Source organism: Streptomyces sp. NPDC053750 (assembly GCF_044544295.1).
Lineage (GTDB): Bacteria > Actinomycetota > Actinomycetes > Streptomycetales > Streptomycetaceae > Streptomyces.
On record NZ_JBITXB010000001.1, the window covers coordinates 349,147 to 374,193 of the forward strand.

Below are 25,047 nucleotides of genomic sequence, written 5' to 3' on the forward strand. Positions count from 1 at the left end.
CCGTCCACGGCACAAAAAAACAGTCCCCGGTAGTGCTGCACGTGTCCTGAAGCCTCAGTCGTCACTGTTGCCTCGGTATCGCGCCGGCTTGCCGGGGGCCTGAACGACATCCTGTCCGAGTCACTCCATCGGCTAGACGTCCTCGTCGACTTTGTGGCTCTTTCGGTGTTGCCGTCTAGTAACTACTACTACGCCCTTTATCTGGCGAGTCAATAGGATTTGGGTAAATTTTCCGGCGTTCATGTGGATCGCTTCGGATGATCACGCCCCGCGTTGTCCGAGGCGGCCGGTAGCCTCCTTCCGTACGGAGACGTGAGGGGCAGGTGAGACCGTGTCTGGCGGGGGAAAAGGTCCGGACCGAGGGGGTCGGCCCGGTCTTGCCGAAGTCACCGGCGTCCTGGAACGCATCACGTACGCCAACGAGGAGAACGGCTACACGGTCGCCCGCGTCGACACCGGAAGAGGTGCCGGCGACCTGCTGACCGTCGTCGGCGCGCTGCTCGGTGCGCAGGTGGGGGAGTCCCTGCGGATGGAGGGGCGCTGGGGGTCCCACCCGCAGTACGGCAAGCAGTTCCACGTCGAGAACTACACCACCGTGCTCCCGGCCACCGTCCAGGGCATCCGGCGCTACCTCGGCTCGGGCCTGGTCAAGGGCATCGGGCCCATCTTCGCCGACCGCATCACGCAGCACTTCGGCGTGGACACGCTCCAGATCATCGAGGAGGAGCCCAAGCGACTCGTCGAGGTCCCCGGCCTCGGCCCCAAGCGGACCAAGAAGATCGCCGACGCCTGGGAGGAGCAGAAGGCGATCAAGGAGGTCATGCTCTTTCTCCAGACCGTCGAGGTGTCGACGTCGATCGCCGTGCGGATCTACAAGAAGTACGGCGACGCCTCGATCTCCGTCGTGAAGAACCAGCCCTACCGCCTCGCCGCCGACGTCTGGGGCATCGGCTTCCTCACCGCCGACAAGATCGCCCAGTCCGTGGGCATCCCGCACGACAGCCCGGACCGGGTCAAGGCGGGCCTGCAGTACGCGCTGTCGCAGGCCACCGACCAGGGGCACTGCTATCTCCCCGAGGAGAAGCTGATCGCGGACGCGGTGAAGCTGCTCCAGGTGGACACCGGCCTCGTCATCGAGTGCCTCGCCGAGCTGGCCGCCGAGCCGGAGGAGGACGGCGAGGACCCCGGCGTCGTACGCGAGAAGGTCCCCGACCCGGAGGGCGGCGACCCCGTCACCGCCGTCTACCTCGTGCCCTTCCACCGCGCCGAGCTGGCCCTGGCCGGACAGCTTCGCCGCCTCCTGCGTACCGACGAGGACCGGATGCCCGCGTTCCAGAGCGTGCCCTGGGACAAGGCGCTCGGCTGGCTCAGGCAGCGCACGGGCGCCGAGCTCGCGCCCGAGCAAGAGGCGGCCGTCCGTCTCGCCCTCACCGAGAAGGTCGCCGTCCTCACCGGCGGGCCCGGCTGCGGCAAGTCGTTCACCGTCAGGTCCATCGTCGAGCTGGCGCGGGCCAGGAAGGCGAAGGTCGTCCTCGCCGCCCCGACCGGCCGCGCCGCCAAGCGCCTCGCCGAGCTGACCGGCGCGGAGGCGTCCACCGTGCACCGGCTGCTGGAGCTCAAGCCGGGCGGCGACGCCGCGTACGACCGGGACCGGCCGCTCGACGCCGACCTCGTCGTGGTCGACGAGGCGTCCATGCTGGACCTGCTCCTCGCCAACAAACTCGTCAAGGCCGTCCCGCCGGGTGCGCATCTCCTCTTCGTCGGGGACGTCGACCAGCTGCCCAGCGTGGGGGCGGGAGAGGTGCTTCGGGACCTGCTCGCCGAGGGTGGCCCCGTCCCCGCCGTCCGCCTCACCCGTGTCTTCCGGCAGGCCCAGCAGTCGGGGGTGGTGACCAACGCGCACCGGATCAATGCCGGGCAGCACCCGCTCACCGACGGGATGAAGGACTTCTTCCTCTTCGTCGAGGACGACACGGAGGAGGCGGGGCGGCTCACCGTGGACGTCGCCGCGCGCCGCATCCCCGCGAAGTTCGGGCTCGACCCGCGCCGTGACGTGCAGGTCCTCGCCCCCATGCACCGCGGACCCGCCGGCGCCGGCACGCTCAACGGGCTGCTCCAGCAGGCCATCACCCCCGGCCGCCCGGATCTCGCCGAGAAGCGGTTCGGCGGTCGGGTCTTCCGCGTCGGCGACAAGGTCACCCAGATTCGCAACAATTACGAGAAGGGGGAGAACGGAGTCTTCAACGGCACCGTGGGCGTGGTCACCTCGCTCGATCCGGTTGACCAGCGCCTCACCGTGCTGACCGACGAGGACGAGGAGGTCCCCTATGACTTCGACGAACTGGACGAACTGGCCCACGCCTACGCGGTGACCATCCACCGTTCCCAGGGCAGCGAGTACCCGGCGGTGGTGATCCCCGTGACGACCGGGGCCTGGATGATGCTGCAACGGAACCTGCTGTACACGGCGGTGACCCGGGCGAAGAAGCTGGTCGTCCTCGTCGGTTCGCGCAGGGCGATCGGCCAGGCGGTGCGCACGGTGTCGGCCGGTCGGCGCTGCACGGCGCTCGACTTCCGGCTGGCGGGCTCGCAGCCTTGAAACCCTGCGGTAAACCTCTCGGCCCGTGTGAGAAAAATGATCGATCAAACGAGTCGCAAAGGTCACAGAGCTCTTCCGGAAGGCGGAGGGAGGGGGCAAGATGAGCAAGTTGGCGGCACTGAGTGCCGCCAATAGGCCCGATGGTCGACCCCGAGTGCACTCTCCTGAGCCAAGTGGGGGATGGTAGAGACAGTCAGGGCACCTCGAAGATGAGGCACTACGTCGGTGAGGGAAGACGTGAGCGACAACTCTGTAGTACTGCGGTACGGCGACGGCGAGTACACCTACCCGGTGATCGACAGCACCGTCGGCGACAAGGGCTTCGACATCGGGAAGCTCCGAGCCCAGACCGGTCTGGTGACGCTGGACAGCGGCTACGGCAACACCGCCGCCTATAAATCCGCGATCACCTACCTGGACGGCGAGGCCGGCATCCTCCGGTACCGCGGCTACCCGATCGAGCAGCTGGCCGAGCGCTCCTCCTTCGTGGAGGTCGCCTACCTGCTGATCAACGGTGAGCTGCCGACCGTCGACCAGCTGGCGGCCTTCAAGGGCGAGATCACGCAGCACACGCTGCTGCACGAGGACGTCAAGAACTTCTACAAGGGCTTCCCGCGCGACGCCCACCCGATGGCGATGCTGTCGTCGGTCGTCTCGGCGCTGTCGACGTTCTACCAGGACAGCCACAACCCGTTCGACGAGCGCCAGCGCAACCTCTCCACGATCCGGCTGCTCGCCAAGCTTCCGACGATCGCGGCCTACGCGTACAAGAAGTCGATCGGCCACCCGTTCGTCTACCCGCGCAACGACCTCGGCTACGTCGAGAACTTCCTGCGCATGACCTTCTCGGTCCCGGCGCAGGAGTACGAGCTCGACCCGACGGTCGTCGCCGCCCTGGACAAGCTGCTGATCCTGCACGCGGACCACGAGCAGAACTGCTCGACCTCCACGGTCCGCCTGGTCGGCTCCTCGCAGGCGAACATGTTCGCCTCGATCTCCGCCGGCATCAACGCCCTGTGGGGCCCGCTGCACGGCGGCGCCAACCAGTCGGTGCTGGAGATGCTGGAAGGCATCCGCGACGCCGGCGGCGACGTCGACTCCTTCATCCGCAAGGTGAAGAACAAGGAGGACGGCGTCCGCCTGATGGGCTTCGGCCACCGGGTCTACAAGAACTTCGACCCGCGCGCCAAGATCATCAAGGCCGCCGCGCACGATGTGCTCTCCGCCCTCGGCAAGTCCGACGAGCTGCTGGACATCGCCCTGAAGCTGGAGGAGCACGCGCTCTCCGACGACTACTTCGTCTCGCGCAGCCTCTACCCGAACGTGGACTTCTACACCGGTCTGATCTACCGGGCCATGGGTTTCCCGACCGAGATGTTCACGGTCCTGTTCGCCCTCGGCCGGCTGCCGGGCTGGATCGCCCAGTGGCACGAGATGATCAAGGAGCCGGGTTCCCGCATCGGCCGCCCGCGCCAGATCTACACGGGCGTCGTCGAGCGCGACTTCGTCCCGGTCGAGGAGCGCTGAGCGCTCTCCTCGAGGCCGGTGGGGCCCCGTACTCGACGCGTCGTCGTCGGGTGCGGGGCCTTTCCGTACCCGGCCGCGGACAGTAGCCCGATCGCGGGCAGCAGAAGGCGCCCTGGCGCCGGTCCCCCCACGGGCCGACGAACCAGGGCGCCTTCCCATGTCCCGGTGCGGATTCCCCCCACGGGATCCGGCCGGGCGTCTGTGAGGACAGCGCCTGAATCGCTGTGTATGTGCACGACGGGCCGAACCCGCCGTGCGTGTGTCGTGTCGTGCGGTCTGCCGGGACAGCGCACGCCCGGGAGGGCCGCTCAAAGCTTCCCGGTGTACGTGTCCCGGCAACGCAGCTCTGGGAAAGTCCCCCAAGACATCCCCAGATGCCAGGTGGCGCCCCCCAAGACGCTGCCTGACATCGCCAACTTAGACCTTCGAACCCCTTCGATGGTTACGTTCGCGTCACTGTGATCTGCGTCTCTTGCATATGTCCCTTAGATGCGCAAGAGCCCCGAAACGGTGAACGGGACTCAAGCGTAAGGAATATGCGCGAGCCGTGTGAAGAGCTTATGTGAGGCGCGTGCCGGACTCCAGGGGGCTCCGGCCATCGAGACCTCAGCGAAACGCGCGGAGCCGCAGGCTGTTGGTCACCACGAACACCGAGGAGAAGGCCATCGCCGCCCCCGCGATCATCGGGTTCAGCAGCCCCGCGGCGGCCAGCGGCAGCGCGGCCACGTTGTAGCCGAAGGCCCACACGAGATTGCCCTTGATCGTGGACAGGGTGCGCCGGGAGAGGCGGATCGCGTCCGCGGCCACCCGCAGGTCCCCGCGCACCAGCGTCAGGTCGCCCGCCTCGATCGCCGCGTCCGTCCCCGTGCCCATCGCCAGACCCAGATCGGCGACGGCCAGCGCGGCGGCGTCGTTGACGCCGTCCCCGACCATGGCGACCGTACGGCCCTCGGCGCGCAGCCGCTCCACCACGGCGACCTTGTCCTCGGGCAGTACCTCGGCGATCACCTCGTCGATGCCGACGGCCCGGGCGACCGACTCGGCCACGCGCCGGTTGTCGCCGGTCAGCAGTACCGGGGTGAGGCCCAGCCGGCGCAGCTCGGCCACCGCCTCGGCGCTGGTCTCCTTGACCGCGTCCGCCACGGCGACGACCCCGCGCGCCGCCCCGTCCCACCCGACGACGACGGCCGTACGACCGTCCCCCTCGGCCTCGTCCCTGGCGCGGGCCACCTGTGGTGGGAGGTCGTCGTAGAGGCGCCCCACGGCCACCTCACGGCCCTCCACGCGCCCGCGCACGCCGCGCCCGGGGACGCTCGTGAAGTCCTCGACGCCGGGCAGCGCGCCGACCCGCCGTTCGGCGCCGGCCGCGACGGCACGGGCCACGGGGTGTTCCGAGGCGTGCTCGACGGCACCCGCGAGCCGCAGCACCTCCTGCTCGTCGGTGCCCTCGGCGGCGTACACCTCCTGGAGGGTCATGCGGCCGGTGGTGACGGTGCCGGTCTTGTCCAGGACGACCGTGTCGACACGGCGCGTGGACTCCAGGACCTCCGGGCCCTTGATGAGGATGCCGAGCTGGGCGCCGCGTCCCGTGCCGACCATCAGCGCGGTCGGTGTCGCGAGGCCCAGCGCGCACGGGCAGGCGATGATCAGTACGGCGACGGCGGCCGTGAACGCGGCGACCGCGTCGCCGGTGGCGCCCAGCCACCCGCCGAAGGTGGCGACCGCGATCACCAGCACCACGGGCACGAAGACCCCGGAGATCCGGTCGGCCAGTCGCTGCACCTCGGCCTTGCCGCTCTGCGCGTCCTCCACCAGCTTGGCCATCCGCGCCAGCTGCGTGTCGGCGCCGACCCGCCGCGCCTCGACCACCAGCCGGCCCCCGGCGTTGACCGTGGCGCCGGTGACGGCGTCGCCGACGGCCACGTCCACCGGCACGGACTCGCCGGTCAGCAGGGAGGCGTCGACGGCGGAGGCGCCCTCGACCACCGTCCCGTCGGTGGCGATCTTCTCGCCGGGCCGTACGACGAACCGGTCGCCGACGGCCAGCCGGGCCACCGGTATCCGTACCTCGCGCCCGTCCCGCAGTACCGCGACGTCCTTCGCGCCCAGCTCCATCAGCGCCCGCAGCGCGGCGCCGGCGCGGCGCTTGGAGCGGGCCTCCAGCCAGCGGCCGAGGAGCAGGAAGGCGGTGACACCGGCGGCGGCCTCCAGGTAGATTGTGGAGGCGCCGTCCGTGCGGGAGACGGTGAGGTCGAAGCCGTGCCGCATGCCCGGCATGCCCGCGTCCCCGAAGAACAGCGCCCACAGCGACCAGCCGAACGCCGCGAGGGTGCCGAGCGAGACCAGGGTGTCCATGGTGGCCGCGCCGTGCCTGACGTTGGTCCAGGCGGCGCGGTGGAAGGGCAGGCCGCCCCAGACCACGACGGGCGCGGCCAGGGTGAGCGAGAGCCACTGCCAGTTGTCGAACTGGAGCGCGGGGACCATGGCGAGCAGCACGACGGGCACGGCGAGGAGGACGGAGACGACGAGGCGCCCGCGCAGGGCGGACAGCTCGGGGTCGTCGGCGGCCTCCGGGGCCTCGGCCTCCTCGGCCTCGTCGGCGGGTTCCGGCGGCGGCGCGGGCTCCTCGGCGGTGTACCCGGTCTTCACGACGGTGGCGATCAGGTCGGCGACATCGGTGGTCACCGGGTGGCTGACCCTGGCCTTCTCCGTCGCGTAGTTCACCGTGGCGGTGACACCGTCCATGCGGTTGAGCTTCTTCTCGACGCGGGCCGCGCACGAGGCGCAGGTCATCCCGCCGATGAGCAGCTCGACCTCGGCGAGGCCCGGCTCGGCGGCCGTGGGTGCCGTGGGTGCCGTGGGTGTGTCCGCGGTGGTGCTGGTCATGGTCCGGGCTCTCCGGGCTCAGATCCTGCCGACGAGCTCGAAGCCCGCCTCGTCCACGGCCGCGCGCACGGCCGCGTCGTCGAGGGGGGCCTCGGAGACGACGGTGACCTCGCCGGTGGCGGCGACGGCCTGCACCGAGCCGACGCCCGCGATGTCGGAGATCTCGCCGGAGACGGCGCCCTCGCAGTGTCCGCAGCTCATTCCGGTCACCTTGTAGACGGTGGTGACGGAGCCCTGGGTGTCGGTCTGAACGGTCATGTCCTACTCCTCGTCGGGGCGTGCGGGGGCGGGCACCCGTGAGTGAGTACCCGTGAGTACCGTGATCCAGCGTGTGGACCACGCACTCCCCACTGTACCCCTAGGGGGTATGGAAGCCGCTTAGCCTTCCGTGAGAAGTGTGACGTGGAGCCGGGAACAGGGAAGTGAGGGTGCAGATGCGCGCGGTCGTGTTCGAGCGGTTCGGGGAGCCTGCCGAGGTGCGGGAGGTCGACGATCCGGCGCCCGCGCCGCACGGTGTCGTGGTCCGGGTCGAGGCCACCGGGCTGTGCCGCAGCGACTGGCACGGCTGGCAGGGGCACGACCCGGACATCACCCTGCCGCACGTGCCCGGTCACGAACTCGCCGGTGTCGTCGAGGCGGTCGGCGACCGGGTGGCCGGATGGCGGCCCGGCGACCGGGTGACCGTGCCCTTCGTCTGCGCCTGCGGAAGCTGCGCGGCGTGCGCGGCGGGCGACCAGCAGGTGTGCGAACGGCAGACCCAGCCCGGCTTCACCCACTGGGGCTCGTTCGCCCGGTACGTGGCGCTCGACCACGCCGACGTCAACCTCGTCGCCGTACCCGACGGCATGTCGTACGCGACGGCCGCCTCGCTCGGCTGCCGGTTCGCCACGGCGTTCCGGGCCGTGGTGCAGCAGGGGCGCCTCGCGGCGGGGGAGTGGGTGGCGGTGCACGGCTGCGGCGGGGTCGGCCTGTCGGCGGTGATGATCGCCGCGGCGGCGGGCGCGCGGGTCGTCGCCGTCGACGTGTCGCCCCGGGCGCTGGAACTGGCGCGGACGTTCGGCGCGGCCGAGTGCGTGGACGCCGCCTCGACGCCGGACACGGCGGCGGCGGTCCGTGACCTGACCGGCGGTGGCGCCCACCTTTCCCTGGACGCCCTCGGCTCGCCCGTCACCTGCGCCGCCTCCGTGAACGGCCTGCGCCGCCGGGGCCGGCACGTGCAGGTCGGGCTGCTGCCCTCACCGACCGGCACCACGCCGGTGCCGATGGCCCGCGCGGTCGCCCTGGAGCTGGAACTGCTCGGCAGTCACGGGATGGCCGCGCACACCTACCCGCCCATGCTGGAGCTGGTCCGCGCCGGAGCGCTCCGGCCCGACCTGCTGGTGACGTCCACCATCGGGCTGGACGAGGTCCCGCAGGCCCTGGCGGCGATGGGGACGGAGCCCGGCGCGGGGGTGACGGTCATCGAGCCGTGACGGCGGCCTCGGGGTGCCCGCGGTCGGCCTGCGGGTGCCCGCGGTGGACGGCCCACTGGTGGTCGAGGACGGCCATCAGCACCTCGTCCACCCACGCCCCGTCGCGCCACTCCACCTCACGCCGCGTTCCCTCCAGCACGAATCCGACCTTCTCGTAGACCCGCAGGGCCCGGTGGTTGTAGCCGTAGGCGTCCAACTGGACGCGATGCAGCCCGAGTGCCTCGAACCCGTAGTCGACGATCAGCCGGGCCGCCTCGGTGCCGATGCCCCGACCGCGCCCCCGTGCGCCGATCAGCGTGCGGAAGGTGCAGGTACGGCTCTCGGGCTCCCACTCGTGGAGCACGACCTCGCCGAGGAGTTCGCCGTCGGCGGGATCGGTGACGGCCAGGTCGAGCCGGTCGGGCTGTGCGCTGCGGGAGCCGTACCAGTCGCGCAGCAGCTCCGGGGTGAGCTCGCGTCCCGGCGAGCCGGTGAAGTGCCGGACCTCGGGATCGTTGATGATCTCCCACATCCGCTTGGCATCGGCTTCGGTGAACGGTCGCAGCACGGTCCTGTCACCGGTCAGGACGGGTTTCAGGGAGAAGTCCATGCACCGCACTGTGCCCCACGTGACCCTGCGGCGGAGAACGATTTTCCCGGCCTACCGGTTCCGGTTGCGGGGTCGGGACGCCACCCAGGCGCGGATCGTGTCCGCGTACCAGTAGGGCTTCCCGCGCTCCACGTGGTCGGGCGGGGGAAGGAGCCCGTGCTTGCGGTACGAGCGCACGGTGTCCGGCCGTACCCGGATGTGGGCCGCGATGTCCTGGTAGGACCAGAGCCTTCGGTCGGTCACGGGTCGCACCTCCCTGTGCGCACCGCGGCGGCGACCGGGGACGGCCGCCGGGGGGAGCCGGGTGCTGTGTCGGCGATCACCAAGCCTGTAGGGGGTGAACGAGACCGGGCGGGGAGCGGTCAGGGGCCGTTCCCGGCTGTGACGGAACACCCGTCGGTGCGTGACATGCGTGACAGGAAGGCGGCCTTTGTGACACGCGTGCCACACAGGCGTACGCGGCCGACCGGACCATGTCGTCCGAATGTCCGGACAAAACATTGACAGGCCGCACGCGCGGGGCTAGAAACCGGGGAGACGCATCGGCGGGCGGGCAACGACGGGCACGAAGGGGAACGCGATGGCGCACGACCTGATCGCCGGGGGGCCGAAGTCCGCTCCCGTCGTCGCCGGTTCCCCCACGAAACGCCTCCGGCGCGGGAAGGCCGCTTCGCCCTGGCAGGAGCGAAGCACGAGCGCCGACTCCCCGCTCGCACCGGCTCCGCGCCGGAGGTTCCCGCGTCCCGTAGGGGCACGCGCCGCCCACACTCGCCCACGTGTCTACGCGGACACCCAAACCGCATACACAGTGTCGGGCCCGCCCGAAGCGCCCGGCTGCTGGGATGGACCCATGGCACAGGCCGCGACCCGAACGTCGGCGGTCACGGCCCGTGAGCAGGACCAACGGCACGTCTCGACCCGTCGCCGCCATCTGTGAAGGAGTTCTCGGTCATGACGAACATCGTCAACCACTGGATCGGCGGCAAGACCGCCGAAGGCGCCTCGGGCACGTACGGGCCGGTGACCGACCCGGCGACCGGCGAGGTCACCACCAAGGTCGCCTTCGCCTCCGTCGAGGAGGTGGACGCCGCGGTCGCCGCCGCCAAGGAGGCGTACCTGACCTGGGGCCAGTCCTCGCTGGCCCAGCGGACCTCGATCCTCTTCAAGTTCCGGGCGCTGCTGGACGCGCACCGCGACGAGATCGCCGCGCTGATCACCGCCGAGCACGGCAAGGTGCACTCCGACGCGCTGGGCGAGGTCGCGCGCGGCCTGGAGATCGTCGACCTGGCCTGCGGCATCACCGTGCAGCTCAAGGGCGAGCTGTCGACGCAGGTCGCCACCCGCGTCGACGTGTCCTCGATCCGGCAGCCGCTCGGCGTGGTCGCCGGCATCACGCCGTTCAACTTCCCGGCCATGGTGCCGATGTGGATGTTCCCCATCGCCATCGCCTGCGGCAACACCTTCGTGCTCAAGCCGAGCGAGAAGGACCCGTCGGCCGCCGTGAAGATCGCCGAGCTGCTCTCCGAGGCCGGTCTGCCCGACGGTGTCTTCAACGTCGTCCACGGCGACAAGGTGGCCGTGGACCGCCTCCTGGAGCACCCGGACGTCAAGGCGGTCTCCTTCGTCGGCTCCACCCCGATCGCCCGGTACATCCACACCACCGCCTCCGCCAACGGCAAGCGCGTCCAGGCGCTGGGCGGCGCCAAGAACCACATGCTGGTGCTGCCGGACGCCGACCTCGACGCGGCGGCCGACGCGGCCGTGTCCGCGGCCTACGGCTCGGCCGGCGAGCGCTGCATGGCGATCTCCGCGGTCGTCGCGGTCGGTGCGATCGGCGACGAGCTGGTCGAGAAGATCCGCGAGCGCGCCGAGAAGATCAAGATCGGCCCGGGCAACGACCCGACGTCGGAGATGGGCCCCCTCATCACCAAGGCCCACCGCGACAAGGTGGCGTCCTACGTCGAGGGCGCGGCGGCCGAGGGCTGCGAGGTCGTCCTGGACGGCACCGGCCACACGGTCGACGGCCACGAGGACGGCCACTGGATCGGCATCTCCCTGCTGGACCGCGTGCCGACCACCGCGAAGGCGTACCAGGACGAGATCTTCGGCCCGGTCCTGTGCGTGCTGCGCGCCGACACGTACGAGGAGGGCGTGGCGCTCATCAACGCCTCCCCCTTCGGCAACGGCACCGCGATCTTCACCCGGGACGGCGGTGCGGCCCGCCGCTTCCAGCTGGAGATCGAGGCCGGCATGGTCGGCGTGAACGTGCCGATCCCGGTCCCCGTGGGCTACCACTCCTTCGGCGGCTGGAAGGACTCGCTCTTCGGCGACCACCACATCTACGGCAACGACGGCACGCACTTCTACACCCGCGGCAAGGTCGTCACCACCCGCTGGCCGGACCCGTCCGACGCCCCGGCGGGCGTGGACCTGGGCTTCCCGCGCAACCACTGAGGCGGGCCGCCGCGAGACGCACGGTGCCCCCGTCCACCCGCGCGGGGTGGGGCGGGGGCACCGCCGTACGCGGGCTCAGCCCTGCTGCGTCCCGGCTTCCATCACTTCCTCGGTGAGGTCGCCGGTCTGGTCGGCGGGCGGGGCCACGATGTCCTGGGTGGCGCCCCACTTGTCGAAGTCCATGGTGACCTTCATGGCACCGAACTCCTGCTTCAGGCGCACCGGCAGGTCCTCGTCGCCCACCCAGATGTCCATGGTGATCGAGCCGCCCCCGGTGGCCGAGTTGAGCAGGCTGTCGGCGCCGCTGAAGGCCTCCTTGAACTTGCCCATGTCCTCCTGGTCGAGGACGGCCCGGTAGTGGGTCGTGGGCTTGCCGTTGACGGTCTCCTTGCCGAGGTCCTCGACGTCGCTCGCGTACTCGAGGCCCTTCATGGAGGCGGCCGGGCTGCCACCGCCGCCGCCGGCCATCGCCGCGGCGCCCGACTCGCCGAACACGGCCGACCCGTCGATCTTCATCCACTCCTTGCCCTCTAGCGGGCCGGCGGGCTGCGGGTCGATGTCGTAGTAGTACGCACCGTCCACGAAGAGGGTGCGCACCGTCGGGGAGTCCGTGAGCTCCTGCATCTGCGCGGCCTCGGCGTCCATCTCGACGTCGAGCGCGTAGCCGTCGCCCCAGGAGTACGTGCCGTCCATGGAGATCGGCTCGCCGGTGCCCAGGTCGGTCGTCGTCCTGACCTCGGCGGAGCCCAGCTCCTCGGTGCGGTCGGTGGCGCGGGAGAGCGCCGCCATGACCATGTTGGCCGGGGATCCGGCCTTGTCGGTGGCCTTGTCGGCGGTCTCCGTCGCGCTCTCGGTCGCGGTGTCGGTGGCCGTCTTGGTGTCGCCCGAGCCGCACGCGGTGGCCGTGATCATCGCCGCCGCCGTCAGCCCCACCCAGGCCGCGGTGTACCTCAGCTTCATGAGTCCCCACCCGTTGCTGTGAACCTGTGTTCTCTCTGTGTCCGGGACTCTACCGGGCTCCACCGACAGCGTCCGCATGCCGGATGGCGGCACGTTTTTCCATCCCGTTACCTACGGTTCCCGTACGCCTCAAGGGGCGCTCTTTCACCGGGCTCTGATGCGATTCCAGGTGTTCAGCCGTCTCCGATCAACGGATTCCGTAGGTGAACAGCCATTGACGCAGCGGTTTTCGTCGGGATTCCATCTTGCGCCGGGAGCGGACGAGAACGACGTACGACCAAGCCGCCGGAGGCGATAGCGCTCCCGCCCGAACCACGCCGCACGAGTCGATCGGAACCGCTGCATGACCGACACGCTCCGCCCCGCCGAGACCGCTGCCGCAGTTCCCCCGGATCTCCCGGACCGTCCGGACGCCCGGACGCTCAAGCGCTCCATCGGGGTCGTCGGCGGCACGCTGCTGACCCTCTCGTGCGTGACCCCCGCCTCCACGCTGTTCGTGGTCGTCCCCGACCTGTTCGGCTCGCTCGGCACCGCCACCGCCCTGACGATCGCCATCGGCTCCCTCCTCTGCATCGCCGTGGCGTTCTGCTACTCGGAGCTGGGCACCCTCATCCCCAGCGCGGGCGGCGAGTACGCCATGGTCTCGACGATGGCCGGGCGGCTGGCGGGCTGGCTGGTCTTCGTGCTGTCCCTGCTGGTCGTCATGATCGTGCCGCCGGTGATCGCGATGGGCACGGCCGACTACCTCGAACCGATCCTGCACCTCGACCCCTCCCTGGCCGGCGCCGGCGTCATGCTGCTCGCCACCCTCGCCGGTCTGCTCGACCTGCGCGCCAACGCCTGGATCACCGGCGTCTTCCTGGTGCTGGAGGTCATCGCCGCGGCCGTCGTCGCGGTGCTGGGCTTCGCCCACGGCGAGCGCGGCCTCGGCAGCCTGGCCTCCATGGAGGTGGCCGGCGCGGACGGCGGCGCGGACCCCGTGACGGGCATGCTGGTCGTCTCCGGGCTTGCCATCGCCCTGTTCATCACCCAGGGCTTCTCCACCGCCGTCTACCTCTCCGAGGAGCTGGAGGACCCGCGCCGCAACGTCGCCCGCACGGTGCTCGCCACCCTCGGCATCTCCGCCGTGATCATCCTGGTCCCGGTCGTCGCCATCACGCTCGGGGCCTCCGACCTGGCCGAGCTGACCGGCGGCGACATCGGCTCGATGGTGACCGCCTGGTCCAACTCCGCCGTCGGCACCTTCGTCAGCCTCTGCGTAGCCCTCGCCATCGTCAACGCCGGCATCGTGATGGTCATCCAGAACTCGCGCGTGCTGTTCGCCTCCGCCCGCGACAAGGCCTGGCCCGAGCCGGTGAACCACCTCTTCGCCAAGCTCGGCCGGTTCGGCTCCCCCTGGGTCGCCACCCTCGCCGTCGGAGTCCCCGGCGCCGCGCTGTGCTACGTCAACCTGGACACGCTGTACGGCGTCACGGGCGTCTCCGTCACCGGCATGTACCTGCTCGTCGCGGTCGCCGCCCTGCTCTCCCGGCGCGGTGCCCACCGGCACGCGCACGCGTGGCGGATGCCGCTGTGGCCCGTCGTGCCCGTGGTGCTGATCGTGGTCCTCGCCTACATCCTCACCCAGCAGGAGACGGACTACCTGCTGTGGACCGGCGGCATCACCGCCGTCGCCACCCTGTACTGGGCCCTGTACCTGCGCCCGCGCCGCGACACCCGCTGGCTGGTGACGGTCCCCGAGGACGTCCGCGAGCCCGCCCGGCCGTGACCTGCCCTACCGCGCCTGCGGTACGCGGCGGGGTCCCCGTACCTCCGTAGGAGGTGCGAGGGTTCAGCCTCCGGACTGCTCCGGTTGTCGGCGGCGGCCCGTACCGTTGGGCGCATGGATCTTCGACTGCCCCGAGTGCGCGGGCTGCTGCGGCGGCCGCGTTGGCTGCTCGCCGCCGCGGCCGCCGTCGTCGTGCTCGCCGGCGCCGGTACGTGGACGGCCGTCGCCGACGACGACGCGCCCGCGGTGCACCGCACCGACCGGGCCGTGGCCGTGGCCGACGGGGTGCGCCTGGACACCTCGTACTTCACGGCCGGCGCCGAGGGCCGCCGCCCGGCCGTCCTGCTGGCGCACGGCTTCGGGGGCAGCAAGGCCGACGTCCGGGAGCAGGCGGAGAGCCTGGCCCGGGACGGGTACGCGGTGCTCACCTGGTCGGCGCGCGGCTTCGGCCGCTCCACCGGGAAGATCGGGCTCAACGACCCGGAGGGCGAGGTCACCGACGTCTCACGGCTGCTGGACTGGCTGGCGAAGCAGCCGCAGGTGCTGCTGGACGGCAAGGGCGACCCGCGCGTCGGCATGGCCGGCGCCTCGTACGGCGGCGCGGTCGCGCTGCTCGCCGCCGGACACGACGGCCGGGTCGACGCCATCGCCCCGGCGGTCACGTACTGGAACCTCGCGGACGCCCTGTTCCCGAACGGCGTGTTCAAGAAGCTGTGGGCCGGCATCTTCGTCAACTCCGGCGGCGGCTGCGCCGAGTTCGAGGACCGGCTGTGCCGGATGTACGAACGGGTCGCCGAGTCCGGGCAGCCGGACCCCGAGGCTCGCTCGCTGCTCCAGGCCCGCTCGCCGTCCGCCGTCGGCGACCGCATCAAGGTGCCCACCCTGCTGGTGCAGGGCCAGACCGACTCCCTGTTCCCGCTCGGCCAGGCCGACGCGGCGGCGAAGGCGATCCGGGCGAACGGCGCTCCCGTCGACGTCGACTGGATCGCCGGCGGGCACGACGGCGGCGAGATGGAGACCGACCGCGTCCGCAGCCGCGTACAGGAGTGGTTCGACCGCTACCTCAAGGACGACAAGGGCGCCGACACCGGCCCGGCCTTCCGCGTCACCCGCACCGGAGGCGTCGACTCCACCGACGGCCGGGCCCAGCTGCGGGGCGCGAGCGCCGACCGGTACCCGGGCCTGGACAGCGGACGGCGGACCATCGACCTCGGCGGCCGTGAGCAGCGCTTCGACAACCCGGCGGGCGCCAACCCGCCCGCCGTCTCCGCCCTGCCCGGACTCGGCGGCTCCGGCGGGCTGGCCCAGCTCTCCTCGCTGGGCGTCGGGGTGTCGCTGGACTTCCCCGGCCAGCACGCCCGCTTCGACTCCGCCCCCGTCGGCGACGACCTGCACATCACCGGCTCGCCCACCGTGACCGTCCACGTCCGGTCCACCACCGACGACGCCGTGCTGTTCGGGAAGGTGTACGACGTCGGCCCGGACGGCACCGGCCAGGTGCTGCCCGCCCAGTTGGTGACGCCCGTCCGCGTCGAGGACGCCAAGGCCGGCCGGGACGTGACGCTCACCCTCCCGGCGATCGACCACGAGGTGGAGAAGGGCCACCGGCTCCGCCTGGTCCTCGCCTCCACCGACCTCGGGTACGCCTCCCCGGCGGCCCCCGCGACCTACACCGTCTCCCTCAAGGGCGACCTCCAGGTGCCGACCGCACCCGGCGTGACCACCGCCGCCGCCCCGCTGCCCGCGTGGGTGTGGTGGCTGCCGCTCGCCGGCGCCGTCGTGGCGCTGCTCCTGCTGCTCACCGGACGCCGCCGCACCGCCCCCCCGGCCCCGGACCCGGCGCTCGCCGCGGTCCCCCTGGAGATCACCGGCCTCGGCAAGCGGTACGCCGGGTCGGCCGACCGGTACGCGGTGCGGGAGCTGTCCTTCCGCGTGGAGAAGGGCCAGGTCCTCGGCCTGCTCGGTCCCAACGGCGCGGGCAAGACGACCACCCTGCGCATGCTGATGGGCCTGATCAAGCCGGACACCGGGGAGATCCGCGTCTTCGGTCACGCCGTCCGGCCGGGCGCCCCGGTGCTGTCCAGGGTCGGCGCCTTCGTCGAGGGCGCGGGTTTCCTGCCGCACCTGTCCGGCCGGGAGAACCTGGAGCTGTACTGGAGGGCGACCGGCCGCCCGCCCGAGGACGCCCATCTGGACGAGGCCCTGGAGATCGCCGACCTCGGCGACGCGCTGGCCCGCGCGGTGCGCACCTACTCGCAGGGCATGCGCCAGCGGCTCGCCCTCGCCCAGGCCATGCTGGGCCTGCCCGACCTGCTCATCCTGGACGAGCCGACCAACGGCCTCGACCCGCCGCAGATCCGCGAGATGCGCGAGGTGATGATCCGGTACGCCGCCGGCGGCCGCACCGTCATCGTCTCCAGCCATCTCCTCTCCGAGGTCGAGCAGTCCTGCACCCACCTGGTGGTCATGGACCGCGGCCGGCTCGTCCAGGCGGGCCCGGTCGGTGAGATCGTCGGCTTCGGCGACACCCTCCTCGTCGGCACGGACGTGCCCGTGGAGGAGCCCGTCGCCGAGAAGGTCGCCGCCCTGCCGGGCGTCGCCTCCGCCGTGCGCACCGACGACGGGCTCCTGGTCCGGCTCGACGCCGACGGCACCGCCGCCCGCCTGGTCGCGGAGCTGGTCCGGCTGGAGGTGCCGGTGTCCTCGGTGGGCCCGCACCGCCGCCTGGAGGACGCCTTCCTCACCCTGATCGGAGGTTCCGCATGAGCACGCTCACCGAGCGAGACCCGCAGCCCGGACGCGCCGAGCCCGTCGAGGCCGCCGCCGGCTACCGGCCGGGCCGCACCCTGCCGCTGCGGGTGGAGCTGGTGCGTCAGCTCAAACGGCGCCGCACGCTGGTGATGGGCGCGATCCTCGCCCTGCTGCCGTTCGTCCTCGTCGTCGCCTTCGCCATCGGCGGCGAGCCCGACGGCCCCGACGACCGGATCACGCTGATGGACACGGCCACCGCGTCCGGCGCCAACTTCGCCGCCGTGAGCCTGTTCGTCTCGGCGGGCTTCCTGCTCGTCATCCCCGTCGCCCTGTTCTGCGGGGACACCGTCGCCTCGGAGGCCGGCTGGTCCTCCCTGCGCTATCTGCTCGCCGCCCCGGTGCCGCGCGCCCGGCTGCTCGCCTCCAAGCTCGCCGTCGGCCTCGGCCTGAGCCTCGCCGCCATGGTGCTGCTGCCGCTGGTGGCCCTCGCCGTCGGCACGGTCGCCTACGGCTGGGGGCCGCTGGCGATCCCCACCGGCGGTTCGCTCGCCCCCGGGACGGCGGCGCAGCGCCTGGTGGTGGTCGTGGCGTACATCTTCGTCTCGCAGCTGGTCACCGCGGGCCTCGCGTTCTGGCTGTCCACGAAGACCGACGCCCCGCTCGGCGCGGTCGGCGGAGCCGTCGGCCTGACCATCGTCGGCAATGTCCTGGACGCCGTGACGGCCCTCGGACACTGGCGCGACTTCCTGCCGGCGCACTGGCAGTTCGCCTGGGCGGACGCCATCCAGCCGCGTCCCGAATGGGCGGGCATGATGCAGGGCACGGCGATTTCCGTGACGTACGCGCTCGTGCTGTTCGCGCTGGCCTTCCGGGGTTTCGCCCGTAAGGACGTGGTGTCCTGAGCGGCCGTTGCCGCCTCTTCTCCTTTCCTGCTTTTCCCGTTGTCATGCGGTCCAACCGGGTGAACCTGCGAAACCGTTTCTCATCCGTCGGGTTGTTGTAGCAGTAGGGCACGCGACGTCACGAGCCCGCACAGCCCCCGGCTATGACAGGGCCGGCCTTGGATGTCGATTTTCGTGCCGAGGCCGGCTTTCACAGTTCACCAAGCAGGAAGATAACCACATTGCGACAGACCCTGAGCAGGGGAGTGCTCGCGGCGGCCGCCGCCACGGGCATTCTGTCCCTGACGAGCGCTCCCGCCCTCGCCGACTCCATCGCGGTGGGGACCTCCGAGAACGCCGACGGTGTGGCGTCCGGGAACATCATCCAGGCGCCGGTCCACGCGCCGGTGAACGTGTGCGGCAACGCCGTCAACGCCCTCGCGGCCCTCAACTCCACCCACGACAACTCCTGCGGCAACACCTCGCAGGGCGTCCCCTCGGCCGCCTCCTCGGCGGCGTCCTCGTCGGAGTCCTCGACCACCGGCTCCCGCGCCGGTGGCAGCCAGGCGGTGGGATCCTCCGAGAACGCCGACGGTGTGGCGTCCGGGAACGTCGTGCAGGCGCCGGTCAACGTGCCGGTGAACGTGTGCGGCAACGCCGTCAACGTGGCCGCGGCGCTCAACGACACGTACGGCAACTCCTGCGGCAACACCTCGCAGGACGCCTACGCGTCCTCGTACGGCACCTCCTCCACCCGCGGCAGCGAGGCGGTCGGCACCTCCGAGGGCGCCTACGGTCTGCTGTCCGGGAACGTCATCCAGGCGCCGGTCCACGCGCCGGTGAACGTGTGCGGCAACGCCGTCAACGTGGCCTCCGTGCTCAACGACACGTACGGCAACTCCTGCTACAACGAGGAGACCGGCTACGGCACCGAAGAGATGACGCCCCCCACCACCGGCACTCCCGCCACCCCGCCGCCCCCCACCCGCGTCGTGGACACGCCGCCCTCGGTCGGCGTCGAGGTGCCCGAGGAGCCGCCCCACCTGGCCGAGACCGGCAGCGAGGGCATGCTGGTGGCGTCGGCCGCCGGTGCCGCCCTGCTCATGGGCGGGGCGGTGCTGTACCGCCGCGGCCGCAGCGCGGCACGCCGGTAGCCGCTCCCGGGCGCCGGACGCGACCCGCCCGGCGCCCACGCCCCTCACCACGACGCCCCCGTCCCGACGCGAGCCACCCCACGAGGTGGCCGGGTCGGTACGGGGGCGCTTCGTCGTGCCTCAGTGGCTCACGGGCGTCGGCGACCCGCTCCGGCTGCCGGCTCCCGGAACGGGGACCTTGCCGCGCGCCGGCGTCGCCCGCAGCCGGCGCCGTACCCCCTGGACGAGGGTCGCCGCGGTGAACGTCGCGCCCTGCACGAAACGCATGGCCGGGCCGAAGCCGGAGGCGGTCACCAGGCCCGCGAGGAACAGCCCGGGGTGGGAGGACTCGAAGTCGCGCCCGGTCGCCGGCGAGCCGTCGGGCAGCACCGCCAGCGTCCCGCACAGCTCGGCGGCGAGCATCCCCATCCGGTCGCAACGCGGCTTGAACCCCGTGGCCGCGACGACGTGCTCGGTCTCCAGGGTGCGCACCAGACCCGTCACGCTCACCGTGTCCAGCCGCACCCCGCCCGGCACCGCGCAGGCCGCCGTGACCTGGTGGCCCGGCAGCAGCTCCACCGCCCGCTCCACCCGGTCCCGCACCCACCAGGCACCCGCCGGGCCCAGCGCCGTGGCCGCGATGCGGGCCCGCGTCGCCTGCGGCAGGGTCCGGAAGAGGCCGGGGCGCTCGGAGTAGAACCAGTTCCGCCAGCCCGGGCCGAGGCCGCTGTGCGGGGAACGGACCGACTGCCACCAGGGACGCTCCCAGGGCGGCGGCACGTCGTTCCAGCGCAGCCGCTCCGCACGCGCCAGCACCCGCACCCGCGTGCCCTGTTCGGCGAGGAGCGCCGCGGTCTCCAGCGCCGCCTGGCCGCCGCCGATCACCGTGACGTCCTTGCCGCGGAAGGGGGTGAGGTCGTTGTGGTGGCTGCTGTGCGTCACCAGCGAGGGGTGCAGTCCGCGCAGGGCGGGCGGCACCTCGATGAACGGCATCACACCGACCGCCAGCGCCACCGTCCGTGCGTAGACCACCTCGCCGTCCTCGGTGAGGGCGGTGAAGCCGTCGGGGCCGGCCGCCACCCGGGTCACCGTGCGCTCCTCCACCTCCGGCACCGCGTGGCGCGCGAACCAGAGGCCGTACTGCGCGAACTCCTCCACCGGGATCGGCTGCGCGTGACGTGCCGTCATCCCCCGCTCCTTGCAGTACGCGTCCAGGCGCCAGCGTCCCTGCGGGTCGGAGAGGTTGGACGCCCACGGCTCCGACTTCAGGAACATGCCGCCGGGCATGTTGTCCCGCCAGGACGCCATGGGCCGGCCGAACACACGCAGATTCAGGCCGGCGGCAGCGGCGTGGGACGCGATCGACAGACCGTACGGACCCGCGCCCACCACCAGAAGGTCGTAGATCATCAGCTGCTCGCTTTCTCGTTGTCGGTCGGGTTGTCGGCCGGGGAGACCGAGGCCGCCCCGGGGGTCGGGTGAGGCACGTGTGCCGCCCGTGTTTCCTGTGCCGGCTTCGGCGCGGCCAGCCGTTCCCGCAGCCGGCCGGCCACATGACGGCCCCACAGGGCCCACATCGCCCGCCCGGGACCGCGGTCGTCCCGGGCGTACCAGGCCAGTTCGCGTCCGTTCGGCGCCGGACGCAGCGCGGCGAGCGGCGCGTAGTTCTCCACCACGAACGCCCGCCCCGCCCTCGGGAGCCCGTCCGGGAACGGACGGCCCGTCAGGTCCAGGTGCAGCGCGCGTACGACGTCCAGGTCCGCGCTGTCCGCGAAGAGCCGGAACTGGGCGCCGGGGCGCGGGTTGAAGTCGAGCAGGTGGTAGCGGCCCGTCTCGCCGCAGCGGCGGAAGTCGAGGTCGAGGACGCCCCGGTAGCCCAGTGCGCCGATGAGCCGCTCGGCCGCCGCCCGCACCTGCGGGTTGGGCGTCCAGTGGCCCACCGCGGTCAGGCCCGCGCCCCGCGGCCAGGACAGTTGCTTGCGGCCCGGTCCGCCCGCGCGCACGGCGCCGGAGTGGTCGGCGTAGCCGTGGAAGAACCAGTCCCGGTTCGGCCCCGGCGGCAGATACGCCTGCAGCAGCAGCCGGCTGCCCGCCTCCTCGGTGCGCCGGTGCAGCTCACGGGCCTGCTGTGCGGACCGCACCAGCACCGTACTGCGCAGCCCGCTGCCGGCCGGCAGCAGCCAGGGCCGGCTCCACTTCGCCACCACCGGCAGTCCGAGCCGGCGTACGTCGTCGGCGGCCCGCTCCGGGCTGTCCGGGATCAGCGTCACCGGATGCGGCACGTCCGCGGACGCGCACACGGCCGCCAGTTCGGCCTTGTCGGCGACGCGTGCGGCCAGCTCCGCGGGCATCGCGGGCAGGAGGTAGGAGGGCGCGAGGTCGGCCCGCATGCGGGCCACGGCGATCGCGCTCGCGTCGTCCATCGGGACCAGGACGGCAGGGGACGCGACATGACCGGCCACCCGGCGCAGCACGGCGAGGATCTCGTCCGCGGACGCGCCCGGCAGCGGCGGAGGGTGCATCCGGCGTACGTAGCGCGACCGGGTGACCGGACTGCCCGCCGAATCGGCGACGACATGCACCTCCACCCCCGCCCGGCCGAGCGAACGCACGGCGCCCAGCGTTCCGTGGTGAAAGGGATTCCGGTCGATCCGCAGCAGTACGGCGGGGACGCGGGTGTCGAGCTGTGACACGAACTCTCTCTTTCTTCCCGTTCTTTCGGACGACTCGGCTCACCCGCACGGGCGAGTGCGGCACTCGAAAGCCCCAGGGGCGGTGGCGCCACCGGATTTCCTGTGCGTGACTTCATATGACTGATCGTCAATAACGAAAACCGGGTCAGAAGGCGGACCAGAGCGAGGAAAGGAGCGGAAATGGCGGGAATGGCTCCACAGCGCAGACGAACGCACAGACGGACTCACAGACGAATGCACGGACGGACTCGGGTCCGCAGGCTGTTCGTGGGCGCGGCGGCGGTCGCCGTGTCGGCCGCCCTGGCGGCCGGTCACGCGACGGGGGTGGAGGTGGTGAGCGTCGCCGACCCGCGCCCGGCCGTTCCCACCCCGTCGACGACGTCCTCGGCGACCACGCCGGTGCCGCGCGAGGAGACCCCGGCCTTCGGCGCCTTCCTCCGGTCCGACGCCCATGGCGTCGCCCGCATGGAGCAGCTCAGCCGCTGGCTGGGCGGTGCGGAGCTGCGCGTCGGCCACACCTACCTGCCCGGCAACCGCTGGAGCGACATCGAGGGTGACATCCACTTCCTCGAGGCCTGGGCGGACTGGCGCAACGAGAAGGACGACCGGATGCTCGTCCTCAACGTGCCCCTGCAGGAGCGCAACGAGGAGGGCGTCCCCGACCGCGAGGTCCGGCAGTTGCTGCGGCGCGGCGCGGCCGGGGAGTTCGACCACCACTTCCGTGCCCTGGCCGAGCGGCTGGTCCGGCTCAAGGTGCCGGACACGGTCCTGGTGCTCGGCTGGGAGATGAACGGCACCACGTACACCCACCGGTGCGGACCGGACCCGGAGGCCTGGAAGAAGTACTGGAAGAGGATCGTCACCACCATGCGCGCGGTGCCGGGCCAGAAGTTCCGGTTCGACTTCACGCCGAGCCGAGGCCAGGACGCCGTTCCCTGGACGGAGTGCTACCCGGGGGACGACGTGGTCGACATCGTCGGCATGGATTCCTACGACCAGCCGGCCGGGCTGTCCTTCGACCGGCAGGTGAGCGAGCCCTACGGCCTCCAGGCACAGGTGGACTTCGCCAAGGCCCACGGGAAACCCATCTCCTATCCCGAATGGGGGCTTTTCCGCAACGGCGACAATCCCGAGTACATGCGGCGCATGCTCGCCTGGATCGACGAGCACAGACCGCTCTACAACACGCTGACCGACTACTGCCCGCACGGTGTGTGGCAGTGCGACGACAACCCGGACTCGTCCCGCGTCTACCGGTCCGTCCTCACCGGCCGCACCGACGGGACGACGCCCGCACCGACGCCGAAGCCCACACCCCCGCCGAAGCCCACACCCACGCCGACCGATCCCGTGCCGACCGCGCCCGAGCCCCCGGCGGACTGCACGCCGCTGGACCTGGGCGACTGGGTGGAGTACTGGCTGGGAGGCCGGCTCTGCCTGCGCTTCGACTGGTGGTCGCGCACCGACTAGCGCACCTCCCGCCACCGGGCTCACCGCCGTCACCGCCGTCACCGCTGTCACCGCTTTCCGGACACGGCGGCGGTGGTGGCGGTGGCGGTGGCGGGGCCCGGCACCGAGGGGCCAGGGGCGGGGGCCTCGTCCCGGCCGGTGCGCCGCGGCCGGGCCAGCAGCGCCAGCCCGCCGAGCAACCCGCCCGCGCTCACCCCCACCAGCGTGGTCACCGCGGGCGACGCGGACGCCGGCTCGCTCGGCTTCACCGCCCGCGAGAACTGCACGAGCCGGACCTGGGTGCTGCTCTTGGTGTGGTCCGCGTGCTGCTTCAGCGCGCGGGCGACCGCGTTGGCCATGTCGACGGCCTGCCCCGGCCGCGCGGAGCTGGCCGAGACGGCGACCATCGGAGCGTCCGGCGAGGTCGCCGTGCGCACCTGGTCCTGCAGCGTCCGCACCGGCACGCCCGCCCACACCTGCGCGTCCCCGAGCACCGCGAGCTGCGTGGCCACCCGGCCGTAGGCCTGCGCGAAGCCCCGCGCGGCCTCCGGGGTGGACTTCGAGGTCGGTACGGCGACCAGGTAGCTGGTGGCCGTGTAGGTGACGGGGGTGAGCATGCCGTACGCGCCGCCGAGCAGGCCGCCGAGGAGGGTGCCGGCCACGAGCGCGGACCAGGACGGCAGCCTCTTGAGACGAGCCAGGGGCTTCAGGCGCTTACGGGTCGGAGTGTCGGTCATGACGGGCTTGCTCCGAGGGGTGAGAAGGAGGAGGACGGCGAACGGGAGACGGCTGCCGCGTACACGTCCATGAGGCGGGCCGTGCTGCGGGTGATGCTGTAGCGGTGCGTGACCTCGGGGGCCGTGCGCGGCCGGGTGCCCGCCGCGCGCACCTCGGCGATCGCGCGGGCGTACTCCTCGGGGCCGCCGCGCACGCGCCGCGCGGTGGCCGACGGCGGCAGGTCCTCGATCGCCGGGCAGGAGGCGTAAAGCACGGGAAGGCCCGACGCCAGCGCCTCCACGGCCGCCAGGCCGAAGGCCTCCTCCGCGGACGGGGACGCGAACACGTCCATCGCCGAGGTGAGCGAGGGCAGGTCGGGGCCCGGGGAGCCGTCGGTGAGGTAGGGGCGTTCGCCGGTGAACAGGACGCGGCCCGCCACGCCCGCCTCGTGCGCGGTGCGCCGCAGGACGTGTTCCTCGGGGCCGCCGCCCACCAGCAGCAGCCAGTGGTCGTCCCCGAGCCGGGTGAGCGCGTGGACGAGGACGTCGAACCGCTTCCCGGGGGCGAGCCGGCCCACGCCGCCGACGACGAACGCGCCCGGGGGCAGTCCGAGGCGCCGGCGCGTGCGTTCGCGCCGCTCCGGGTCGAAGCGGAAGCGGTCCAGGTCGATGCCGTTCGGGACGACCTCGATACGGGGCGCGGGGACGCCCCAGCGCTTGAGGCGGTCGGCGACGGTGGCGGAGACGGCGACCGTCGCCGAGCCGAGCCGCTCGCTGGCGAGGTACAGCGCGCGCACCCCCGCGGTCAGGTCGCGGCCCTCCATCTGGGAGTCGCCCAGGGAGTGCTCGGTGGCGACGACGGCACGGACCCCGGCGACGCGGGCGGCGAGCCGGCCGTAGACGCAGGCCCGGTACAGGTGGGTGTGGACCAGGTCGTAGCCGCCGGCGCGGATCAGCCGGACCAGCCGGGGGAGCGCCGTCAGGTCCCGGTTGCCGCCCATGCCGAGATGCACGACCCGGACACCGTCGGCGCTGAGGCCCTCGGCGACCGCGCCGGGGTTGGTGAGCGTGACGACGTCGCAGTCGACGGGCAGGTGGCGCAGCAGCAGCCGCAGTTGCTGCTCGGCCCCGCCGACGCCGAGGCCGGTGATGATGTGCAGGGCTCTCAT

General features: G+C 72.1%; 18 protein-coding genes. 9 read left to right on the forward strand and 9 right to left on the reverse strand.

The genetic code is table 11. The annotated features are described in order from the left end of the window. Positions 1-331: 331 nt before the first annotated feature. Positions 332-2,599 carry an ATP-dependent RecD-like DNA helicase gene (locus ACIGO6_RS01550; RefSeq protein WP_399869870.1) on the forward strand — a complete coding sequence of 756 codons (2,268 nt, stop codon included), beginning with the start codon at positions 332-334 and terminating at the stop codon, positions 2,597-2,599. A 237-nt stretch (positions 2,600-2,836) separates the two neighbouring features. Continuing rightward, positions 2,837-4,126 (forward strand): citrate synthase, encoded by a 1,290-nt coding sequence (locus ACIGO6_RS01555; protein ID WP_399869872.1) that lies wholly within the window; start codon positions 2,837-2,839, stop codon positions 4,124-4,126. A gap of 606 nt (positions 4,127-4,732) precedes the next feature. On the opposite strand, the gene ACIGO6_RS01560 is transcribed toward ACIGO6_RS01555, so the two are convergent. Further along, positions 4,733-7,012 carry a heavy metal translocating P-type ATPase gene (locus tag ACIGO6_RS01560; protein ID WP_399869875.1) on the reverse strand — a complete coding sequence of 760 codons (2,280 nt, stop codon included), beginning with the start codon at positions 7,010-7,012 and terminating at the stop codon, positions 4,733-4,735. An 18-nt stretch (positions 7,013-7,030) separates the two neighbouring features. Further along, entirely contained in the window at positions 7,031-7,270 is a 240-nt protein-coding gene (locus ACIGO6_RS01565; protein ID WP_399869877.1) for a heavy-metal-associated domain-containing protein, read from the reverse strand. Between the two features lie 176 nt (positions 7,271-7,446). On the opposite strand from ACIGO6_RS01565, the gene ACIGO6_RS01570 reads away from it, so the two are divergent. Next, complete coding sequence (locus ACIGO6_RS01570) at positions 7,447-8,484, forward strand: zinc-dependent alcohol dehydrogenase family protein (RefSeq protein ID WP_399869879.1); 1,038 nt, start codon at positions 7,447-7,449, stop codon at positions 8,482-8,484. Here ACIGO6_RS01570 and ACIGO6_RS01575 read toward each other — a convergent pair. Together ACIGO6_RS01575 and ACIGO6_RS01580 are read right to left on the reverse strand one after the other, a co-directional pair. Next, on the reverse strand, positions 8,471-9,073 hold the full coding sequence (locus tag ACIGO6_RS01575; protein WP_399869881.1) for a GNAT family N-acetyltransferase: 603 nt from the start codon (positions 9,071-9,073) through the stop codon (positions 8,471-8,473). The genes ACIGO6_RS01570 and ACIGO6_RS01575 overlap by 14 nt on opposite strands. A 51-nt stretch (positions 9,074-9,124) precedes the next feature. Continuing rightward, entirely contained in the window at positions 9,125-9,316 is a 192-nt protein-coding gene (locus ACIGO6_RS01580; RefSeq protein ID WP_399869883.1) for a helix-turn-helix transcriptional regulator, read from the reverse strand. A 708-nt stretch (positions 9,317-10,024) separates the two neighbouring features. Here ACIGO6_RS01580 and mmsA point away from each other — a divergent pair. Further along, positions 10,025-11,527: a CoA-acylating methylmalonate-semialdehyde dehydrogenase gene (gene mmsA, locus ACIGO6_RS01585; protein ID WP_399869885.1), complete on the forward strand. Its 1,503-nt coding sequence runs from the start codon at positions 10,025-10,027 to the stop codon at positions 11,525-11,527. A 75-nt stretch (positions 11,528-11,602) separates the two neighbouring features. Here the strand turns inward: mmsA and ACIGO6_RS01590 are convergent, their stop codons facing one another. Then, a complete protein-coding gene (locus ACIGO6_RS01590) occupies positions 11,603-12,487 on the reverse strand; it encodes a hypothetical protein (protein WP_399869886.1) in 885 nt (294 codons plus the stop codon). 343 nt (positions 12,488-12,830) lie between these two features. Between ACIGO6_RS01590 and ACIGO6_RS01595 the strand changes: the two genes are divergently transcribed. The 4 genes from ACIGO6_RS01595 (at position 12,831) to ACIGO6_RS01610 (ending at position 19,041) form a co-directional block, all read left to right on the forward strand. Beyond that, complete coding sequence (locus ACIGO6_RS01595; protein WP_399869888.1) at positions 12,831-14,255, forward strand: APC family permease; 1,425 nt, start codon at positions 12,831-12,833, stop codon at positions 14,253-14,255. 114 nt (positions 14,256-14,369) lie between these two features. Next, complete coding sequence (locus ACIGO6_RS01600; protein WP_399869890.1) at positions 14,370-17,021, forward strand: CocE/NonD family hydrolase; 2,652 nt, start codon at positions 14,370-14,372, stop codon at positions 17,019-17,021. Then, entirely contained in the window at positions 17,018-17,908 is an 891-nt protein-coding gene (locus ACIGO6_RS01605; RefSeq protein WP_399869892.1) for an ABC transporter permease, read from the forward strand. The genes ACIGO6_RS01600 and ACIGO6_RS01605 overlap by 4 nt, the downstream gene beginning before the upstream one ends. A 221-nt stretch (positions 17,909-18,129) precedes the next feature. Further along, positions 18,130-19,041, forward strand: coding sequence for a chaplin family protein (locus ACIGO6_RS01610; protein WP_399869894.1), 912 nt, complete (start codon positions 18,130-18,132; stop codon positions 19,039-19,041). Positions 19,042-19,161: 120 nt separating this feature from the next. Here ACIGO6_RS01610 and ACIGO6_RS01615 read toward each other — a convergent pair whose 3' ends face one another. Beyond that, entirely contained in the window at positions 19,162-20,430 is a 1,269-nt protein-coding gene (locus tag ACIGO6_RS01615; protein ID WP_399869896.1) for an NAD(P)-binding domain-containing protein, read from the reverse strand. Further along, positions 20,430-21,713 (reverse strand): ATP-grasp domain-containing protein, encoded by a 1,284-nt coding sequence (locus ACIGO6_RS01620; protein ID WP_399869897.1) that lies wholly within the window; start codon positions 21,711-21,713, stop codon positions 20,430-20,432. Before ACIGO6_RS01620 ends, ACIGO6_RS01615 begins: the two co-directional genes overlap by 1 nt. A gap of 189 nt (positions 21,714-21,902) precedes the next feature. Here ACIGO6_RS01620 and ACIGO6_RS01625 point away from each other — a divergent pair, with 189 nt between their 5' ends. Beyond that, on the forward strand, positions 21,903-23,183 hold the full coding sequence (locus tag ACIGO6_RS01625; protein WP_399871552.1) for a glycoside hydrolase family 26 protein: 1,281 nt from the start codon (positions 21,903-21,905) through the stop codon (positions 23,181-23,183). A 47-nt stretch (positions 23,184-23,230) separates the two neighbouring features. On the opposite strand, the gene ACIGO6_RS01630 is transcribed toward ACIGO6_RS01625, so the two are convergent. Further along, positions 23,231-23,899, reverse strand: coding sequence for a lipopolysaccharide biosynthesis protein (locus ACIGO6_RS01630; RefSeq protein ID WP_399869899.1), 669 nt, complete (start codon positions 23,897-23,899; stop codon positions 23,231-23,233). After that, the gene (locus ACIGO6_RS01635) at positions 23,896-25,047 is read right to left on the reverse strand and encodes a glycosyltransferase (protein ID WP_399869901.1); all 1,152 of its coding nucleotides are present in this window, start codon (positions 25,045-25,047) and stop codon (positions 23,896-23,898) included. The genes ACIGO6_RS01630 and ACIGO6_RS01635 overlap by 4 nt, the downstream gene beginning before the upstream one ends.

Coding starts and splice junctions, on each gene's coding strand:
- ACIGO6_RS01560 (WP_399869875.1), bottom strand. CDS start 7,012: ATGACCAGCACCACCGCGGACACACCCACGGCACCCACGGCACCCACG.
- ACIGO6_RS01575 (WP_399869881.1), bottom strand. CDS start 9,073: ATGGACTTCTCCCTGAAACCCGTCCTGACCGGTGACAGGACCGTGCTG.
- ACIGO6_RS01615 (WP_399869896.1), bottom strand. CDS start 20,430: ATGATCTACGACCTTCTGGTGGTGGGCGCGGGTCCGTACGGTCTGTCG.
- ACIGO6_RS01600 (WP_399869890.1), top strand. CDS start 14,370: ATGGATCTTCGACTGCCCCGAGTGCGCGGGCTGCTGCGGCGGCCGCGT.
- ACIGO6_RS01570 (WP_399869879.1), top strand. CDS start 7,447: ATGCGCGCGGTCGTGTTCGAGCGGTTCGGGGAGCCTGCCGAGGTGCGG.
- ACIGO6_RS01635 (WP_399869901.1), bottom strand. CDS start 25,047: ATGAGAGCCCTGCACATCATCACCGGCCTCGGCGTCGGCGGGGCCGAG.
- ACIGO6_RS01630 (WP_399869899.1), bottom strand. CDS start 23,899: ATGACCGACACTCCGACCCGTAAGCGCCTGAAGCCCCTGGCTCGTCTC.
- ACIGO6_RS01590 (WP_399869886.1), bottom strand. CDS start 12,487: ATGAAGCTGAGGTACACCGCGGCCTGGGTGGGGCTGACGGCGGCGGCG.
- ACIGO6_RS01565 (WP_399869877.1), bottom strand. CDS start 7,270: ATGACCGTTCAGACCGACACCCAGGGCTCCGTCACCACCGTCTACAAG.
- ACIGO6_RS01625 (WP_399871552.1), top strand. CDS start 21,903: ATGGCTCCACAGCGCAGACGAACGCACAGACGGACTCACAGACGAATG.
- ACIGO6_RS01605 (WP_399869892.1), top strand. CDS start 17,018: ATGAGCACGCTCACCGAGCGAGACCCGCAGCCCGGACGCGCCGAGCCC.
- ACIGO6_RS01595 (WP_399869888.1), top strand. CDS start 12,831: ATGACCGACACGCTCCGCCCCGCCGAGACCGCTGCCGCAGTTCCCCCG.
- mmsA (WP_399869885.1), top strand. CDS start 10,025: ATGACGAACATCGTCAACCACTGGATCGGCGGCAAGACCGCCGAAGGC.